The 14,833-nt window shown below is 59.1% G+C and carries 12 protein-coding genes and 1 pseudogene; 4 read left to right on the forward strand and 9 right to left on the reverse strand.

The annotated features are described in order from the left end of the window. Positions 1–163 precede the first annotated feature (163 nt). Entirely contained in the window at positions 164–1,603 is a 1,440-nt protein-coding gene (gene mpl, locus CMV30_RS17160; RefSeq protein ID WP_096057167.1) for a UDP-N-acetylmuramate:L-alanyl-gamma-D-glutamyl-meso-diaminopimelate ligase, read from the forward strand. Positions 1,604–1,828: 225 nt separating this feature from the next. After that, a pseudogene (locus tag CMV30_RS20945) lies at positions 1,829–2,383 on the forward strand (ABC transporter ATP-binding protein); the annotation flags it as partial. 222 nt (positions 2,384–2,605) lie between these two features. Here the strand turns inward: CMV30_RS20945 and CMV30_RS17170 are convergent. The 3 genes from CMV30_RS17170 to CMV30_RS17180 are packed head-to-tail and all read right to left on the reverse strand — an operon-like array spanning position 2,606 to position 5,457. After that, a complete protein-coding gene (locus CMV30_RS17170; RefSeq protein WP_096057169.1) occupies positions 2,606–3,580 on the reverse strand; it encodes an N-acetylglucosamine-6-phosphate deacetylase in 975 nt (324 codons plus the stop codon). Beyond that, the gene (locus CMV30_RS17175) at positions 3,577–4,359 is read right to left on the reverse strand and encodes a glucosamine-6-phosphate deaminase (RefSeq protein WP_096057170.1); all 783 of its coding nucleotides are present in this window, start codon (positions 4,357–4,359) and stop codon (positions 3,577–3,579) included. The genes CMV30_RS17170 and CMV30_RS17175 overlap by 4 nt, the downstream gene beginning before the upstream one ends. A gap of 60 nt (positions 4,360–4,419) precedes the next feature. Further along, positions 4,420–5,457: a LacI family DNA-binding transcriptional regulator gene (locus tag CMV30_RS17180; RefSeq protein ID WP_096057171.1), complete on the reverse strand. Its 1,038-nt coding sequence runs from the start codon at positions 5,455–5,457 to the stop codon at positions 4,420–4,422. Between the two features lie 116 nt (positions 5,458–5,573). Between CMV30_RS17180 and CMV30_RS17185 the strand changes: the two genes are divergently transcribed. Beyond that, positions 5,574–6,854 carry an MFS transporter gene (locus CMV30_RS17185; protein WP_096057172.1) on the forward strand — a complete coding sequence of 427 codons (1,281 nt, stop codon included), beginning with the start codon at positions 5,574–5,576 and terminating at the stop codon, positions 6,852–6,854. A 322-nt stretch (positions 6,855–7,176) separates the two neighbouring features. Here CMV30_RS17185 and CMV30_RS20950 read toward each other — a convergent pair whose 3' ends face one another. Both CMV30_RS20950 and CMV30_RS19610 read right to left on the reverse strand, forming a co-directional pair. Continuing rightward, entirely contained in the window at positions 7,177–7,815 is a 639-nt protein-coding gene (locus CMV30_RS20950) for a ThuA domain-containing protein (RefSeq protein ID WP_096057173.1), read from the reverse strand. Further along, the gene (locus CMV30_RS19610; RefSeq protein ID WP_138223358.1) at positions 7,718–8,134 is read right to left on the reverse strand and encodes a hypothetical protein; all 417 of its coding nucleotides are present in this window, start codon (positions 8,132–8,134) and stop codon (positions 7,718–7,720) included. The genes CMV30_RS20950 and CMV30_RS19610 overlap by 98 nt, the downstream gene beginning before the upstream one ends. 175 nt (positions 8,135–8,309) lie before the next feature. Between CMV30_RS19610 and CMV30_RS20955 the strand changes: the two genes are divergently transcribed. Continuing rightward, positions 8,310–8,417, forward strand: a complete 108-nt coding sequence (locus tag CMV30_RS20955; protein WP_138223359.1) for a beta-galactosidase small subunit-related protein — start codon at positions 8,310–8,312, stop codon at positions 8,415–8,417. A gap of 300 nt (positions 8,418–8,717) precedes the next feature. On the opposite strand, the gene CMV30_RS17200 is transcribed toward CMV30_RS20955, so the two are convergent. From CMV30_RS17200 to CMV30_RS17210, 4 genes are all read right to left on the reverse strand, one after another. Next, positions 8,718–9,113 (reverse strand): type II toxin-antitoxin system VapC family toxin, encoded by a 396-nt coding sequence (locus tag CMV30_RS17200; protein ID WP_175414932.1) that lies wholly within the window; start codon positions 9,111–9,113, stop codon positions 8,718–8,720. Next, positions 9,113–9,397, reverse strand: coding sequence for a hypothetical protein (locus CMV30_RS19990; RefSeq protein WP_175414933.1), 285 nt, complete (start codon positions 9,395–9,397; stop codon positions 9,113–9,115). Before CMV30_RS19990 ends, CMV30_RS17200 begins: the two co-directional genes overlap by 1 nt. A gap of 369 nt (positions 9,398–9,766) precedes the next feature. Then, positions 9,767–11,581 carry a glycoside hydrolase family 36 protein gene (locus tag CMV30_RS17205; protein ID WP_175414934.1) on the reverse strand — a complete coding sequence of 605 codons (1,815 nt, stop codon included), beginning with the start codon at positions 11,579–11,581 and terminating at the stop codon, positions 9,767–9,769. 473 nt (positions 11,582–12,054) lie between these two features. After that, positions 12,055–14,709, reverse strand: coding sequence for a TonB-dependent siderophore receptor (locus tag CMV30_RS17210; protein ID WP_096057177.1), 2,655 nt, complete (start codon positions 14,707–14,709; stop codon positions 12,055–12,057). Positions 14,710–14,833 lie beyond the last annotated feature (124 nt).

Consider the following 14,833-nt stretch of genomic DNA (forward strand, 5'->3'; position numbering starts at 1 on the left):
GAGGGCTGGCGAAGCGAAATGGGGAACTGAAAGCGCATTGCCAGCGGCGGGAGCGCGCTCGAATCTCGGGGGCTTATGCCTCGTTGCCCCATGCGATTGAATCCAGTGAATGTGCGTCCGGTGTCCCGGGCGATGCGTTGCGGGCGGACGATTTTTTAATGCGATGAAAATTTATTTCATGGGGATTTGCGGCACGGCGATGGGGAATGCGGCACTGCTGGCGCGGGCGGCGGGGCACGAGGTGCTGGGGGCGGACGCGGGCGTATATCCGCCCATGAGCACGGTGCTGGCGGAGGCGGGGATCACGTTGCACGAAGGCTACGATCCGGTGCGGTTGCAGAGGCTAGCGCCTGATCTGGTGGTGATTGGCAATGCGATGTCGCGGGGGAATCCGGAGGTGGAGTGGTTACTGGATACGCGGGCGCTGGCGTTCACGTCGTTGCCGGCGTTGTTGCACGACTCGGTGCTGAAGACGCGGAAGAATATCGTGATCGCGGGGACGCACGGGAAGACGACGACGACGGCGCTGACGGCGTTTTTGCTGCGTGAGAACGGGCGCGATCCGGGGTTTTTAATTGGCGGTGTGCCGCAAGATCCACCGGTGGGGAATCATCTCGGGACGGCGGGTGATCCGTTTGTGATCGAAGGCGACGAGTACGACAGCGCGTTTTTCGACAAACGCTCGAAGTTCATCCACTACGCGCCGCATGTGGCGGTGTTGAACAATCTGGAGTTCGACCACGCGGATATTTTTCGCGATTTGGCGGACGTACAGCGGACGTTCGGTCATCTGACGCGCATCGTGCCGCGTAATGGGTGGATCGTGATGAACGGCGATGACGAGAATCTGCGGGCGCTGGGGACGCTCGGCTGGACGCGCGTGGTCAAGGTGGGCACGGGCGAGGGGAACGATGTGCGCATCGCGGGGTTTACCGAGGATGGTGCGGGCGCAGCGTTCACGCTATTGCTGAAGGGCAAGGTGTGGTCGGATGTGCATTGGACGACGCCCGGACTCTACAATGCGCGCAATGCGGCGATGGCGGCGACGGCGGCGGCGCTGACAGTTTCGCCGGAGAATCCGATGGCGTTCAAGGTGGAGGCGCTGGAGCGTTTTCGCGGTGTGAAGCGGCGGCAGGAGATTTTGGTGAACACGGCGGAGATTACTGTGATCGAGGATTTCGGGCATCACCCGACGGCGCTGGCGGAGACGTTGCAGTCGTTTCGGGCGCGTTTCAAAGGCGCGTTGCTGACGGCGGTGTTTGAGCCGCGTAGCAACACGGCACGTACAAAGACGCTGCAGGCGGGATTCACGCGGGCGCTGGCGATGGCGGATGAGGTTTATCTCGGCGCGGTGAGCCGCGCGGAGAAACTGGCGGCGGGCGAGCGCTTCGATGGCGACGCGGTCGTGCAGCAACTGGAGGCGCAGGGCGTCGAGGCGCATGCGCCGGAGAGCAGCGCGGCGCTGCTGGAGGCGCTCACGCGGGCGACGTTACCGATGAAGGCTGGAGCGAAGAAGCGGGTCGTGGTGTTTTTCACAAACGGCTCGTTCGATGGGATCATCGCGAAATATGCGGCGGCCGCGAAGGCCTCAGTTAGCAGCTGAAGCTGATGCTCCAGCGATGAAGCCTCCGACACTGGAGACCTCCGCGCATCCCGAGCATCAAAACAAAAGCAGGAAACGCATTTTCATGGGTTTGATTTCAATAGTGCGCCGGGAAGTCGCCTATCGTAGTGAACCGTTGTTGATGTTGTCTGCTGCGCCCGAGCCCCGGACAAAGGTCGAGGACTGGAAGTGGCAGGCGCTTAAAATAAAAGGTCTGCGATCAAGCGCCGTCTCGTTGAGTTATCCGGTGGCCAGCGGCAGCGTGTGGCCATGGGGCGCGCGGTCGTTCGCGATCCGGCACTTTTCCTGTTCGACGAGCCACTCTCCAGTCTGAACGCCAAGCTTCGCGTGAAGATGCGTTCTGAAATCAAGGCGCTTCACCAGAAGGTCCGTAAAACGTCCATCTATGTGATGCATGACCAGATCGAGGCGATGACTCTTGCTGTTCGCATTGTGGCTTTGAACAAAGGGAAAATAGAACAGGCCGGCAGTCCGCTGGAATTGTACCGGAACCCGGCAAGCTTTTTTGCGGCGACGTTCATCGGCTATCCGTCGATGAATATTCTCGACGGAATCGTCGTCGAAACAAGCGACGGGTCATAGGTCCGTCTGAACGACGGCCAGACTATCGTGATTGGCAGGCGTCATCGCGACAAACTCGGGCTGGAAGTGAAAGTGGGTCTGCGTCCCGAGCATTTGACGGTGAGAAAAGCGGGGGGCAGGTCGCCACCGCGATTGTCGATGGCGTTTAGGACGTTTCCTCCAGGGAATCTTTCGCACTTTCGGTAACCCCTGACTGCGTATTCCCTTTTTTACGCGTTTACCGGCGTACGTCTTGTGGCGTGAATGTTTACTTGGTTGAGAGGTCGTGATTCTAATCTTCGGCGTTCCTAAAATCAGGTGCCTGTTGAATGTTGTCGGGCACCGAGGACGTGGGAGGCGCGGCTGGCGAGTAACTCGCTGTTGGCGGGAGCGAAGCGTTTGCTGCGTATTCAGAGTTAGTTACAAGCCCAGATACTTCGCCACCCGGGTGGAACAGGCGGCGTGAGCCTCGGTTTCGCTCCAGCCTGTAAAACGCTGAATGTTGGCGAATGCGTTATCCATGGTGAGTGATGAACCGGCGAAGGCTCGCGTTTCCCCAGGAAGGCGCACGATCCCGTCCGCGCCGACATCGACTTCCATGTGGGCGATCCGATAGCGGCCGGGCTTCGAGGCGGCGGCGGCCATGCAATCGGTTGTGAAGAGCACTTTGTTGCGTGGTTTCGCATGCACAAAATTCTTCAAGACATGCGGCGGCAGGTGGATGCCATCGGGAATAAAAACGGCGCACAATTCATCGCGAGCGAGCAGTCGCTGCATGATGTTATCGTGGCGATGAACCTGTTGCGGGACGGCGTTCCCCAGATGCGTGCAAAGCGTGAGGCCGGCGGCGATCGCTTCATCGATAGCACTGTCGTCTGCGTTGGAATGGCCAATCGCGACCCGCACGCCCCGCTTGACGAGATGGACAATGAACTCGGGTGAACCCTTCAGCTCGGGGGCAATCGTCATGAGCCGGATATTTCCGCCGGCCGCGTCCTGCAAGCGTTCGAAATCGGCTATGCTCGGATCATGCATGAAGCGCTCCTCGTGCGCACCTTTGAAGCCGGGCTCCTGATTGAGATAGGGGCCTTCAAGGTGATAGCCGACAAATGTCGCGGCGCCCGCGGCGTTCTTTTTTCGAAATGCTTCAAACTGTCGCAGCTTCACGCAGAGGCGCTCGATGCTGTCCGTGATCAGCGTGACGAGAATCCGGCTCGTGCGACGTGCGTGGAGAGCGCGCACCACCTTGGCGAGTGCCGCGGCCGAAAGATCCGGTTGTTGAAAATCGACGCCGGCATATCCGTTGACCTGTAAGTCAAAAAGGTCCGCGCGTGGCGCTACGGAGACTGAGGCGGAAGCGGAAGCTGAAGCTTTTAATCGGCGAACTGCGCTCATGCCTTGGTTTTCGAATCGAGATAGCGGGCGGACGAATCCCGGTCGAGGAAGAGTCGCGCATCTGCATGGGTGCGCAGAAGAGTCCCGGGACAGTTGGTCCCGATGGGATCGAGCAGTGAATTCCGCACGGCCTGGGCCTTGCGGGGGCCGGGCACGACACAGCACAAACTCGTGGCTTGGGAGAAAACCGGCAGCGTGATGGTGAGAGCGAGTTTGGGCACGGCGGCTAAATCAGGGAAACAGCCATCGTTGACCTGTTGCTGGCGGCACGCGCCGTCCATCTCGACCACTTTCACTAGCGCTGGATCGGCGAAGTCGGCGACAGGCGGATCGTTAAACGCGATATGTCCGTTCTCGCCGATGCCCATGCCAATCACGTCAATGGGCGCTGCCGCGAGGAGGGCGCTGTAGCGACGAGCTTCGTCGTAAGGTGAAGCGGCCTCGCCTCGGATAAGATTGAAGGCGGCCACCTTGACGTGATCGAGCAGATGCTTGCGCAAGTAGGTGCGAAACGACTCGGGATGTGACTCTGGCAGCCCGACGTAGTCATCCATGTGAAAGACTTCCACCCGGGCCCAGAGCGCAGGATGGGCCTGCGCTTCTTGGACCAACCCGGCAAAGAACTCATCTTGCGAAGGAGCGCAGCCCAGAATGATCCGTGCGCGCGCTTTGGTTTTGAGCGCCGTTTCGAGCTTGCTGACAAAGTGGCGGGCCGCCGACGCGCCCATCGCCCGGCGCGTCTCGTGAATTTCAATACCAGGCAGTTGATCTTTGAACATGAGTGTAGGGAAAGATCCAACGTTGGAACGGTCGAATCACGCAGACTATGCTTGCGTGAGTTAACTGTTCACAAGGACGGGGCGCAAGGTCTCTCCCTTGATCCACTGACTCTCCACCAACTCGACGCGGGGCATGGCCGGAAGTCCGAAATCGCGGCTGGCGATGCGGGCGGCCAGCAGTTCCACGGCCCAGGCGCCCATGACCGCTTGATTCTCTTGCAGCCCGGAAAAGCGGGTTCCTTCAAGGTTTTGACTCAACACCGCTACACCTAGTTCTTCAGGAATGGCAGCGCGCAGCCTTTTTAAAGAAATCTGAAGTTGGGCGAGTTCCGCCTGTGGATGAACAAAGATGACGCCATCGCAGCCTTCTGATTTCAGCCACGCTTGGAGAGTTCCTGTATCCACGCGATCCATCCGCAGGATGGGGCGGGCAGTGATCTCTCCCGACCGATGTTCACACCATCCGAGATAAGCAGAGGCGTGGGCGTAACCGTTGCGGATCTCCTCGTAGCGACTTAGCACCAAGCCCGGCCGGCGGTAGCCGCGGCGGTACAGCTCATTGAGAGCAGTCAGTGTGTCGTTGAAAGCGTGACTGATAATTCGATGGAGAGGCGTGCTAATGCTCAGGCCGATATTAACGGCGGTGCAGCGTTCGAAAGCGGATGGAAATGCCTCGTCGAATTTTGGGCTGCCAAAACAAAGCAGTCCCTCAATCCCGCGGGCTTCGAGGATCTCGCGGAAGCGACGGTGCGTCATCCCCGGCGCACGCAGCCACAAGGGCTCCACGCGATAGCCCAATTCGCCGGCCCGACGCTCCATCCCGGCGTAAATTTGCCGCATATGAATGGATTTTTCCCAAGGACGTTCCTCCGGATAGAACGTGATGAGGCCGAAACAGGCGGTCAGCCGCGCAGTCTCGGGTTTGCGAAAATGGCTCATGACGGAGCTGATCCGCGCATCCACCTGATAACCCGCTTTACGCGCCAGGGCTTGCACCCGCGTACGCGTTTTGGCGGAAACTTTGGGACTGCCTCGCAACGCCAGCGACGTGGCCGCAGCTGAGAGTCGGGCGAGAAGGGCAAGTTCACGAATGTTCACGGGCGAAGAGATGAGTGAACAGTTTACTCAAATAGCCGTTGGATAAACGCGAGCACGCTCTAGGCCCTTGCCGTGCAAGCCATCTTAACTGCTGCGCTCAAGCGCGACCCCCGAGGATGTTAAAGGCGAAAACCAAGATACGCGGCTTGCGCTGGTACATCGTTATCATGCTCGGAATTGCTTCCGAGCTGAACTACCTCGACCGGCTGACGCTGGCGGTATTGGCGCAAACGCTGGAGTTGGAGTTGAACATCACCACCGCTCAGTACGCCAATATCACGTCGGCGTTTTTGGTGAGCTACACGGTGATGTATGCAGTCAGCGGCCGTTTGGTCGACTGGCTCGGCACCCGAAAATCGTTTTCCATTTTCGTCTCAGGTTGGTCGATCGCGACGATGCTACACTTCTTCGCGCACACCCCGTTTCAGTTCTCCGTCTGCCGGTTTCTACTCGGGGCAACCGAGCCCGCCAATTTTCCCGGTGGGGTAAAAGGCGTTTCCGAGTGGTTTCCTATGAGGGAACGCGCGCTCGCGGTGGGCATTTTCAACGCCGGGACCGCCGTTGGATCGGCGCTCGCAGCCCCGACGGTTGCCTGGATCGCGCTCACGTGGGGGTGGCGTTATGCGTTTATTGTCGTAGGCGGCCTGGGGCTGATTTGGGTGTTTTTCTGGCTGCTCCTCTATCGCCGACCGCAGGAACACCCCCGCATCACGGACGAGGAAAAGAACTATATTTTCGAAGGCCAGCCTGTCCAAGCCGCGACCCCAACCGTGCCGTGGTCCCAGATCTTTCGCACCCGCGCCGTGTGGGGCTGCGTCGCAGCGCGAATGCTGACTGACCCGATCTCCTATCTCTTCGCGTTCTGGACGCCGAAGTACCTGCAGCAAACGCAGGGCTTCAACCTCGCTGACGTCGGGAAATACAGCTGGATCCCGTTCGCGGCGCTTGCGGTCGGCAACATACTGGGCGGTCTGATCCCCAACCGATTAGTGCGCCGCGGTTGGTCGCTTAATCGTTCGCGCAAAACCGTGATGTTTGTCGCGTCGTGCATGACGCCGGTTTGCTGCCTCATCATTGTGACGACGAATGTGCCGGCGCTCGCGGTGGGCATGATCAGCGTCGCGATGCTGGCGCACGCCTTATGGGCGAACATGACCCTGCCGGCCGAAGTTCTTCCGCGTGGTATGATCGGTTCGGTGACCGGACTTGCCGGAGCGTTGGGTGGGATCATTGGCATCATCTCGCAGCAACTGATCGGCTGGACCGTGCAAAATGTTTCTTACACGCCGGTTTTCGCGGTGTGCGCCTTCATGCCCATGCTCGCATTGGGTGCGGTTCACCTGCTTATCCGCACGATCGGGCAGCCGGGCGAGTCGACTCAACTTCGGGCGGTGTAATTTGGCCGGGACTACGGCGACCGCCGCCGGGCATTCGCGCAAGACGTCCGCGACCTTCTCGCGCCAGCCACCCTTAGCCTATCCAATCGGCCACTGAGGGGGGAGGAGTGAGGCCAAGGTCAGTCACGAAGGAGAGAACGCGAGTCCGCGGCGGAAGAGTAAGCGTCGTGACGCATGGCACTGCGCTTATCGAAACCACCACCGGACGAGACAAGGGAGATCGCGACAGCTATTGAGCGAGATTCGGTTCGCATGCAGCGGCGACCAATTTCTTGGAGGGTCACCGCCAAACTTCAGGCAACTATTCGCGCCGACAAGCTGGTCAACAAGTGGCCGTCCAGCGTAGGGCATTATCGAGTAGCTTTTGAAATTGGGCGTTGCTCCAAGCCTCTTCGGTGTGGCCCGGCGTGAGTACGCAAACACGGCCTTTTTCCGCGCGAGTCCATCCTGCGGGTTGAGATCCATGCTGTGAGGAGGTGCGGAGAAACACGTCAGCCCGAGCATCATCGAAGGCCATCTCATAATGTTCGTCGTGAAATGTGGTGGCACTGACTCCAGCCGTGATTGGATGGTCTGCTCGTGGTTCGAGAGCGACGGGGCAGGGTGGCGGGTGTTGAATAAATGCGCCACCGGCTAGGGCTCGAAGCTTTGGATTGTTGCGGTAGCAGGTGCCTGCGTGGAGACATAAAAGCCCTTTGCCTGAACGAACGTGCTCAAGAAATTTTTCTTCAATGATGGGAGTAAGCCAGGGGCTTTGATCGCCGGGGCTGGTGGTGTTGCCCTTGGCTAGAATGATGAAGTCGTAGTGTGTGAATGAAGCTCCGCTCCATGCCTCCGGGGTATCCAGCCACTCGAAACGGAAGTCATCGCGCGCGAGTGACGACAGGCCTTTTTGAATGATGGAAGCGGGGTGCCAGGTATCGTTGCAGAAAACGGCTGTGCGGAGTGGAGAGGTCGGCATGGTTGAAGGTCGGCGATTTCGCGAACGAGCGAATCCAGTATTTTTTTTTCGTGCTGCGACGCTCTGTGGAGGCGACTTTACGCACGGATTCGCCCAGACGCCAGGAACCCAAGATGAGATTGGTGGCGGGATGTTCGGGCAAGCCGCGTTTGTTGGTGTGCAGCTGGGAAACGAGTTGATCCACGGCGGCACCGATGGCTTCAAAATGCTGGAAGATCCCGGCGCGGTCAGCCTTCAGCGCGCAAACAGAAGCGAAGTCGACGCGATTGGCGATGTTGACGCCGTCGTCGCGTAGCCAGCCGCCGACGTCATCGAGCACGCTGACAATCACGTCGGGCTTCTGACGTCGATACCAAGGAATGAATACGTCTTTGTTCTACTCCGATGGGAAGCAGCGGGGCGAGGTCGGCGGCTAGAATCATGTTGTTGGTGCGCTCGTCTTGCCGGTGTTCCATGGCTAGACCGATGCGTTTGTAGCCGAGTTGTGAGCCCAAATGGGAGTGGGTGGCGAAACGTCGTGGTGTGCTTGGCCATTACCAGAGTATAAATTGCCAGCTGATCGAGATTACCAATTCAGCTTCACGTTGAATCCAACACATTGAACAACCAACGTTTAATGTAGGATGGGAGCGGTGTGGGGCTGCGAAGTTTTTCGGCCCGGGATATGGCCGACTCGCCATGTCACCAGGCAAATCTGTTGTCGGCTTAGCTTCTTCAGAGGAGAAAACTGGCGGAGAGGGAGGGATTCGAACCTGTCTCCGGCCTTGAAGCTAAGTCGCATAGAAGCGCGGACTTAGTTAGTGGTTAATGATTTAGATCCAGTAAATAAAAGCAGGCTGAGGAGTCGAAGTGGAGGCGGAAACAGCTTTTTGGGCAACCTTCCGACAACCTTAACAGGGCGTTCACCAAATCGTTGAGACGACTGACGAATCCGTGATGTTCGCGTCTTTAGTGATGAGGGGCAGTCGATGCGCTTTTGCCGTGGCAGTGATGACCCGATCAAATTGATCAGCGTGAGGCAATGCGAGCGCCGGAGCGGCGATGGCGATTTCCAAAGTAATCGGGAGCACTGTGACGTAGTTGAGCAGGTTTCCGAGTACACTTGCAGGCGAACCTTTGAACGAGATTCGGTTCGCATTAAGCAGCAGGCCAATTTCCTGCAGCGTCACATCGGAAATAGCTAATTGCTCGTACGGAGTCGTTACGATCGCACGGGTCGCTTTGGCTCCAAGCCGCTCTTCGTCGGTGGCAGCCCACAAAAACGCGTGTGTATCCAGCAGGTATTTAAGGCGTGCCATTACAGGGAGGGTTTCCACGCATCGCCTGGCAGCGTCGGTTTGGTGAGGTCGTCGTGAAACGCGATTTTTCCTCTGGCCGCTCCGAGCAGGGACCTTTTGGGAACGGCTGCGGTGAAAAGAAACCATCCTTCTTTATCCCGGACGCGAACGGTTTCGCCTTTGCGGGCCTTCGCCTTGATGGTCGTAAAGTCGCGGAGAAAGGTGCGCGTGTTCGTTTCCATAGCCAGAACAACGTCTGACATTTTCAAATTTGTCAAGCCGAGCATCTCGCGGGGTCTTTTCAAAAAAGCACTGGAAACTATGCGATCCGCACAGTCGTATCCGTCCGCATAGTTTTGAGCGGTCGCATCTCCACTTTAGTTTGGCCCGGATCATTGCCGATGAAAGAGGCGGCAGGATTCCTCGCCGTTGACCAAGGACAAGCGCCACGAGGAGGGCAAGGCGTTGAGGTGTTCAGTCTGATGTAGGGCAGCTTCCACTCTTGAAACAATAGAGGGTTCGTAACCGAGAAGCCGCTTGCAACGTATTCCATCTCACTGGCACGCGGCACTCGCGAGGCTATGGTTGGCTTGCGGGTTCATTTATAGACGGCGCTGAGTTGTGTCGCCGCGTTTTCGACGAGATCACTGGTCGCAGGGGACTTTGATAAAGCGTTATTCAATTCTCAAAGATTCCGCCTGATTGGCGGATTCGGGTTTTTTACTGCCGATGAGCCATAAGACTCCACCGGACCAAGAAAGCGTTTTGCGCCAGCGCAGTTTATTTTCGAGGAGCTCAATCTCTGTTTCCGGACCACAGAGTTGAGTGTGAATTTTCCAATGCCATGCATCATCCACATCTGGCGCGAAAATCGATAGCGATGGCGCATCAAAACAGTGCCAGATGATGAGCAACTGCCTTCTGGCGACATCTGTGATCGTGACGATTTGGTGTCCCGTAGGATGTTGCCGCGAACTACCAACGCAACGGTCAGCGCGAAAACGTCCGTCACGAATCAACGACGTTACCTGGCGGTATAGATTCATGGCGGCGCGAGTGAAGTCCCATGCAGGAGACGAGAGGCGATCGACCTCCCCGGAAAGGCACATGCGGCCCAGAAAGGTGGCGGCGAGTGAATAGCTCAGGCGTTGAAGTGAGTCGTTCGCGCGGAGCACCGCCCAGATTTGCTTTTGTGCGGACCAAACCACGCGGTTCAGGTCTGCGGCGATGAGCGGGATATCCGGCGTCTCGTGCGCATCGGAAAACGAACTCATTGACGTCAACGCCATCATGGACGGTTCGAGGCGGTGACCGCCCGACGAACAGTTTTCGATGACGAGATCGGGTAACTCATCACGAAGCCGTTCGAAAAAACGCTGCACGCCGGCAAGATGCTGTCGGAGATTTTCGCCTGGAGATTCAAGGCCATCGACGCCGGGGCCGATAGAGTCGTTGCAGTCTATCTTGAGGCAGCCAAATCCGTCGTCGCGAAGACGCGCGATGACGCGTTGTGCGAGAAAATCGTGAACCCACGGATCGCGAAAATCCCAGAAGCGGCGCGCTCCGACTTGGAGTGGAACGCCGTCGCGGTGAAGTTGGTGGGTGGTTTCTTGCCACGCATCAGAGCCCGGATTGATGGCCTCGAATTCGAACCACAACCCGGGGACCAGTCCGTGGGCGCGAATGGCGTCGGTGGTCGGGCGCAAGCCTTGCGGAAAAGCGCGGCGGTTCACGCGCCAGTCCCCGTTTTGTTGAAACTGATTTCCCGGACGTTCCGCCCACCCGTCGTCGATGACGAGGTAGGTGACACCGCTTCCGGCGAGTCGCCCGGCGAGCGCGACCAGGGAATCGTGCGTGGGGTTTCCCCATGACGTGCACCACTCGTTGAAGATGATGGGGAGGGTTGCTTCGCGTGGCGGTAGGCACGCACGTACGCGCATCGCCAGCAGTAGACGATCGCAGACGTCGTCGATGTTTCCAGTGACGGCGGTGAGAAACGCAGGTGGCGCGAGAAAGGTCTCGCCGGGCGCGAGGGTTTTGCTCCATTCGCCGGCGAGACGGTCGGCCCCGCCTCCGCCGAGCGCGAATTGATCGGCACGGCGGTAGAGTTCGAGATGCCAGGTGCCTGGCGTGGCGAGTTGTATCGCCCATGTCACTTCGGCCGCGCGATCCTCGATGGCGACGAACGGGAACCATCCATTGACCGGAAGCGATCCTACTTGGCCAAAGCGCTCGGTGCGCACCGCGTGGCCGGTCCAGGAACGTTCTAGGTGTAGGTCTTCGATTGAGCGCGTGTCGAGTCGACCTTCTGCGCTCCAGGCGCTGCGGCAGCGATGCACCCGCAGGCGGCCCGCGGTGTCGTCGCTCGCAAACGGCGTGATGCCGCCGAGGGAAAACGCATCGAGCGCGTCGAGGGTGAGCGACCCTGTGGATGTGTTTTCCGCGGAGATTTGCACCGTCGCGACGCCGCTCGCTGGATCGACGACCAATTCATGCGTGCAACGCAGTCCGCGAGGATGGGCGAGGGTAGTGCGAAGAAGCGTGTGACCATTTTCGAGGATTTTCCGTTCGTGGCGATGCACCCGGAGATCCGCCGTTGTCGAGGAGTTGCGCAACGTGCGGCCATTTGCGTAGCCACCGGGAAGCACGTCTCCGCGGAGATGCGCATGAACCAATGAATCGACTTCCCATGCGCGCGTTTGATTCCACGGATCCGGCAGCTGCTTGATCGCAGGCGAATCGAGCCACTCGCGCGGTGAGACAAGCGCCTCGCGTCGCGCGGCCGGGATGATGCGCAATCCCCACGCGGCCGGTTGATCGGCGGGCGCGTGATAGGAAACGAGTAGATCGCCGATGACGTATTCTGCCTGAGTGAGGACGGGCATGCGGGTGGGTTAAAGAAAACAGCGAAAGTCTTGGGACTTTCGCTGTGTGGGTGAGCGGCGATGGGCGGCTGACGGATTTAGAAACGCGTCGTGGCGGTGAACATAACGGTGCGTGGATTGGACCAGGTGCGACCGCCGGCGGAGTAGAGCTTGTCGGTCACATTCTCTATGTTGAGCTGCAGATCGACGGGACGGCTGAACACTTGCGCTCGGTAGCCGATCGCCGCGTCGAATGCCGTCCAACTGGGGAGGACGGTGCCCCACGAGGAATTGCTGGCGAGCGGCATGAGATCGCTCTGGTAACGGATACCCACGCCGAACCAGCTATTCTTCAAAACGCCTTCGGTGACGCTGTATTTCTGCCAGACGCGAAGCGTGTTGTCGGGCGTGTTGTCGAGCGGACGACCGTTGAGAATCGAGTAGTCGATCATGGCCTGTGCGGTCGCGGCGGTGCCGGCGAGCGGACGCGAGAGCGTGAGCTCGTTGGTCCAGAGGTGGCTGGCTTCGAAGGTCATCGTGTAGTTGTTATTTGGCATCCATACGAAGCCGAACTCGGCGCCTTCCGACGTGCTGCCGTCGATGGTCTTGTTCCATTGCACGCGGGCGGTTTGAGCGAGGTTTTGTGTCGCAGGATTTTGATCGACCGCAGTGCCGATATTGCGCGGATCGGTCGCCGTCCGCTCGTTGTCGATGATGACTGTGTTGCGACGGGTGAGTTCGAACACGCCGACGTGGCCGATCAGCTTGCGCTTGAAGAGTTCGACCTTAAGGCCCGCTTCACGGCCACGGCCTTCGAGGTCGGGCACGGGGTTCGCGAGGCGTTCTTCGGTGGTCACGAGGTTGGTGAAGCCTGCGGCGGCGTTGATCAGAGAACCGGCTGGCACAGCTTCCACGCCAATGTTCTGGCTGACGTAGAAGTTGAGTCCCTTGAACGGCTCGAAAACGAGGCCGAGCGTGTTGGACTGGGTGGAAGTTTTCGGCGTGTTGAGGAAGCGGCTGACTTTATTGCGATTGCGATCGAGGTTGTAGGAGGACTGTTGGATCTCGCTGTTGCGATAGCCGGCGAACACCGTGATGCGATCCTGCCAGACGCTGCCGCTATAGGCGACGTAGCTGGCTTCGGGAAAGGAGCGGGAGTACGTTTGCGCGTTAGCGCCGGGAGCGGCCGTGTCATCGGCAAAGGTGACGATTGACTGGTAATTAGGCACCGCGTGAACGCGGGGATCGAAATAGTTGAGAACGTTCGCTCCTGTCAGCGTCGCCGGTGAACCGATGACATTGGGCGATCCGGCAACGCTCGCCAGTTTGGACGTATTCACCAAAGGAGTTACCGACCACGCCTGATTGAAGGCAGCTTCATAGCCGGCGAGGAACTTGTGGTTGATCTTGAGGAAATCCTTCGTGACGACGGCTTCGAACTTTCCATTGACCGGAGTTTCCTCGCGCTTGGTTGCCGTGGAGGTGGCCGACAGCAGCGGAGTGCTGCCGTCGGGATAGCGGCGGAGCGCGTTGCTGAAGAAGGTCGTGTCACTGTGCTGGTTGGCCCAGCGGCCGAAGAGGCGGAGCTCCAGCCAGTCGGTGACGATCAGGTTGGTTTCGCTTTCGATGAGATCGTACTTGGTGGAGAAGGAGTCGTTGGCGCCGAAATGATTCGCGTCATAACCACCCGCCCAGTCGCCGGCCGTGAAGCTTTCGCCCTCGCCGAGCGAGCGCCAGCGACCGTCGATGGTGTATTTGTCCAGGCGCCAATTGGCGAAGGTGCGGGCGATGCGCGTACGATATTCGCCTACCGTGTAGGGACGACCGAGCGCCGTGGTGCTGCCGAGGTTGAGGAGCGCCTGCGAAGGATTGTCGTAATCATCCTGATACGCTTGGGTCGCTTGCATGGAGTTGCTCACCATGTTGCCGCTAAGATCGCGGTGAGCGTATTCGAGGCGCGTGGTCAGCTTGCGGAAGGGACGCCAGATCACCTGAGGGTTGATGAACTTCGTCGTGGATTCGCTGAAATCGCGCCACGTGTTGTCGTCGCTGTAGAGGGCGATTACACGGTAAGCCAGTTTGTCCTTGATGATCGGGCCGGTCAGATCGGCGCGGACTTGGTAGCTATCGTTGGAATCAACTTTAACGCCGAACTTGTAGGCGGGCGCGAACTGTGGCTTCGCGGTGACGAGATTCATCACGCCGCCGAGAGTGGAACCGCCGATGAAGACGGACATCGGGCCGCGCGCGATCTCGACGCGGTCGACGTTCTCCGTGCCGAAACCGAACTTCATCGGAAGACCGTTCCGCTGGCTGACGTTAATTGGCTGCCCACGGATGCGCGTGCGCAATGGCTCGCCGCCGGTCACTGCACCGACCGAAGGATCGATGCCTGCAGAGTTGCGCGAGCCGTTGTCCATGCCGCCTTGGTCGGTCGTGAAGCCGGCTTGGTAATTGGCGACGCCGTTGAAGCCCATGCCGCCGGTGTCCTCGAGGAATTGGGCGGTGACCACGTTGATCGCGAGCGGGATTTTCGCGAGATCGGCCGCGAAGCCGGTTGTGGCAACGGATTTGTCAGCGACGTACGCGGAGTCTTTGCTGCTGCGGACTTCGAATACGGACAGTTGCACGGTGTCTTCACTATCCATCGGCACCGTCGACGACGTCGGCGCTGTTTGGGAAAGAAGCGGAGCGCCTGTGAGCAGTACGGCCCCCAGGCAGCTGGCGCGGGAACCGAGGCGTAAGGTTTTCATTGTAGGGGAGGTTTGAGGTTGGTGGCGGTTTCCCCGGCAAATACAACTCGGGCGAAGCAAATCGGGAGGAGCCAATCACACCGGCTAAGCGGCGTCTGGAGGGAGTAGTTTGCGGGGTGGAGTA

The organism is Nibricoccus aquaticus (assembly GCF_002310495.1).
Classification (GTDB): Bacteria; Verrucomicrobiota; Verrucomicrobiia; order Opitutales; family Opitutaceae; genus Nibricoccus; species Nibricoccus aquaticus.

Coding starts and splice junctions, on each gene's coding strand:
- mpl (WP_096057167.1), top strand. CDS start 164: ATGAAAATTTATTTCATGGGGATTTGCGGCACGGCGATGGGGAATGCG.
- CMV30_RS17170 (WP_096057169.1), bottom strand. CDS start 3,580: ATGAGCGCAGTTCGCCGATTAAAAGCTTCAGCTTCCGCTTCCGCCTCA.
- CMV30_RS17175 (WP_096057170.1), bottom strand. CDS start 4,359: ATGTTCAAAGATCAACTGCCTGGTATTGAAATTCACGAGACGCGCCGG.
- CMV30_RS17185 (WP_096057172.1), top strand. CDS start 5,574: ATGTTAAAGGCGAAAACCAAGATACGCGGCTTGCGCTGGTACATCGTT.
- CMV30_RS20950 (WP_096057173.1), bottom strand. CDS start 7,815: ATGCCGACCTCTCCACTCCGCACAGCCGTTTTCTGCAACGATACCTGG.
- CMV30_RS20955 (WP_138223359.1), top strand. CDS start 8,310: ATGGGAGTGGGTGGCGAAACGTCGTGGTGTGCTTGGCCATTACCAGAG.
- CMV30_RS17200 (WP_175414932.1), bottom strand. CDS start 9,113: ATGGCACGCCTTAAATACCTGCTGGATACACACGCGTTTTTGTGGGCT.
- CMV30_RS17210 (WP_096057177.1), bottom strand. CDS start 14,709: ATGAAAACCTTACGCCTCGGTTCCCGCGCCAGCTGCCTGGGGGCCGTA.